We start from the raw sequence: 2,976 nt of genomic DNA, 5'->3' as shown, positions 1-2,976 counted from the left end.
CCATTGGGATGGTGGCCTGCCCACCGCAGGTGACCATGTTGACGTTCAGCGCGGCCAGGTTGGCCTCCAGGTTGACCGTGGGCACGCAGTACGGCCCGATGGCCGCAGGGGTCAGGTCGATGACCCGGATCGACGGCCGCGCCTGGCGCAGCAACGCATCATTGCGGACATGCGCCGACGCGGACGTGGCATCGAAAACGATGTCGATGTCGGCAAATACCTCCGATGCGATCAGCCCTTCTACGCCGGTGGCGATGGTCGGGACGCCGAGCCGGGCCGCACGGGCCAGGCCGTCGGAGGCGGGGTCGATGCCCACCAGCGCGCCCATTTCCAGGTGCCTGCCGTTGCGCATTACTTTGATCATCAGATCGGTGCCGATGTTGCCGGGACCGATGATGGCGACTTTCAGGGTCATACCGCACTCCTGTGGGGATACTTGGGGGGATGAAGCGGGATCAGGCAAAGTGCACGTCGGCGCTGCCCAGGGCGCCCATGCGTACGCGCATGTGGTCGCCGCGCTGCACCGGGATGAGTGGCACCAGGGCACCGGAAAGGATCACCTCGCCCGCCTTCAGCGAGGTGCCGAGGCGGCCGAGCGTATTGGCCAGCCACACCACACAGTTGATCGGCGACCCCAGCGCAGCCGCGCCGGCGCCGGTCGCGACGAGCTCACCGTTTTTTTCCACCACCATGCCCAGCGTGCCCAGGTCCAGGCCCTTGGGTGGCACGCGCTGGTCACCCAGGACGAAAGCGGCAGCGGAGGCGTTGTCGGCCACGGTGTCGGTGATGCCGATCTTCCAGTCCCGAATGCGCGAATCGACGATCTCGAAACACACCGAAACCGCCTCGGTAGCCGCGATCACTTCGTGATGGGTAATGCCAGGCCCGCACAGGTCGCGCTTGAGGTGGAAGGCGATCTCGCCCTCCGCGCGGGGTGCGATCAGACCATCAAGCGACAGCGTGCCGCCGTTGCGCACTTCCATGCGGTCGGTGAGGAAGCCAAAATCCGGCTGGTCCACCTTGAGCATGCGCTGCACTGCCGCGCTCGTTGCGCCGATCTTCTTGCCCACCACGCGCTCACCGTCGGCCACGCGCCGGGCGAGCAGGTTGCTGGAGATCGCGTAGGCGTCCTCGATACGCAGCCCGGCAATGCGCTCGCTGAGCGGGTCCAGGGGCGCGCCTTCTCGCAGCGCACGGTACAGCTGCGCGGCCTGCTCGCCGATGTCGGCCGGGGTCAGGGCGGCGCTCATGCGGATGCCCCGGTCGGGGAATCGCTCTTGAGTACATCGCCCACCGCGAAGCGCTGCGGCGGCACTTCATTGACCATCACACGGATGGTCTGCATCGGCGCGTCCAGCTGTTCATGTGCAGCGCGGGCTACCGCGCGGATGAAGGCCTGCACCTTCTGTTCGTCGCGCCCCTGCACCAGGGTTACTTGGATGATTGGCATGTCAGTCTCCAGGGTGAATCAAGTCAGTTCCGCGCCCTTGGTTTCAGGCAGGAACAGCAGCACGATCAGACCGGCTAGCGCGAAGAAGCCGGCGGTAGCGAGCAAGCCGCTGCCCACGCCATGCTGGTTGGCCAGGTAGCCGATCAGCGCCGGTGCGATCGCGGCGATGGCACGGCCGCCGTTGTAGACGAAGCCCTGCGCGGTGGCGCGGATGGACGTCGGGAACATTTCGGCGAACGTGGGGGCAAAGCCGCTGTAGAAGCCGGTGCCGAAATAGGCCACCACGATGCCGAATGCCATCAACAGCCCCGGCGTGTGGATCATCACGAACAACGGCACCGACAGCGCCGAGCCGGCGAAGAAGATCAGGAAGGCCTTCTTGCGCCCCAGCCGATCGGCGATGTAACCAAAGGTGACGTAGCCCAGCGCCGCACCCACCTGCATGATCACGATCCACACCGTGGACTTGACCAGGTCCAATCCCGGACCGCCCTCGGCGACCGGCGTGGCCAGGTAAGTCGGGATCCATGTGAAGAGGCCCCAGTAGCCGCACATGGCTGCCGTGGTGAACGCCAGGCCGATCAGCGTGTTGCGCCGATGGGCACTGAACAGGGCGCCCAAAGTCTCAGTGAAGCTCAACCGCCTGGTCTGGTTGACCCAGATCTCCGGCTCCTTGACATGGCGGCGCACGTAGAAGGCCAGCAGTGCCGGCAGCAGGCCGACCGCGAACACCCAGCGCCAGCCGTACATCGGCACCACCACAGCCGCGACGATGGCCGCCGCCGCATAGCCTGCCGCGAACGCGCTCTGGATCCACGCCATCACCTTGCCGCGGTGCTGGGCCGGCCAGGTTTCGCTGACCAGCGCCGAACCGGCCGACCATTCGCCGCCGACACCCAGGCCGACGATGACCCGGAACAGCATCAGCTGGCCAAGCGTGTCCGAGAGCCCACACAACGCAGTGCCGATCGAGTAACAGATGATGCTGAGGATCATCGACTTGGCGCGCCCCATGCGGTCGGCCAGGAACCCGAACAGCAACCCGCCGGCGGCGGTCGCCAGCAGGGTGGCCGACATCACCATTCCCGCGTCGGACTTGTCGAACCCCAGGTCGGCACTGACGTGCTTGATGACCATGGCGAACAGCATCAGATCCATGATGTCCAGCGCCCAGCCGAGATAGGCCGACCGGAAGGTGCCCCACTGCTGCTGGGTGGCGCCTTGCCACCAGCGTTTGTTGCTGGCGTCGCCTGATGGCGACGTGGACGTACTACTGGCCATTTGTTCCCCCTCCGGAATTTTTGGCGGTTGCGATGTATCGGCAATCGATACCGATGGGCGACTATAGACCACAATTTTGGGAAACGGAACATATACGATACGGCGGTATCGCTATACGATACGTCCACACTTCCGAAGGTTTACGCCCATGTCCGATCTCATCCTGCGCCTCCACGAAGACCGCCTGCCTGCGGGCTGCCCGCCGATCCACCTCCCGGCACTGCCGCGTGCGGTGTATGTGCGCT

At 65.4% G+C, this 2,976-nt stretch carries 3 protein-coding genes and 1 pseudogene; all 4 read right to left on the bottom strand.

The features are described 5' to 3' along the window. Positions 1-415, bottom strand: a pseudogene (locus AC1DQP_RS18875) (acetaldehyde dehydrogenase (acetylating)); the annotation flags it as partial. A gap of 40 nt (positions 416-455) precedes the next feature. Then, positions 456-1,250, bottom strand: coding sequence for a fumarylacetoacetate hydrolase family protein (locus AC1DQP_RS18870; protein ID WP_346482323.1), 795 nt, complete (start codon positions 1,248-1,250; stop codon positions 456-458). Beyond that, entirely contained in the window at positions 1,247-1,450 is a 204-nt protein-coding gene (locus AC1DQP_RS18865; RefSeq protein WP_350469436.1) for a tautomerase family protein, read from the bottom strand. Before AC1DQP_RS18865 ends, AC1DQP_RS18870 begins: the two co-directional genes overlap by 4 nt. Positions 1,451-1,468: 18 nt before the next feature. Further along, complete coding sequence (locus AC1DQP_RS18860) at positions 1,469-2,731, bottom strand: MFS transporter (protein WP_478052241.1); 1,263 nt, start codon at positions 2,729-2,731, stop codon at positions 1,469-1,471. Positions 2,732-2,976: the final 245 nt, after the last annotated feature.

Source organism: Stenotrophomonas sp. P5_A8 (assembly GCF_056400545.1).
Note: the sequence above shows the minus strand (reverse complement) of the source record. Positions and strands in the feature narration are given on the sequence as shown.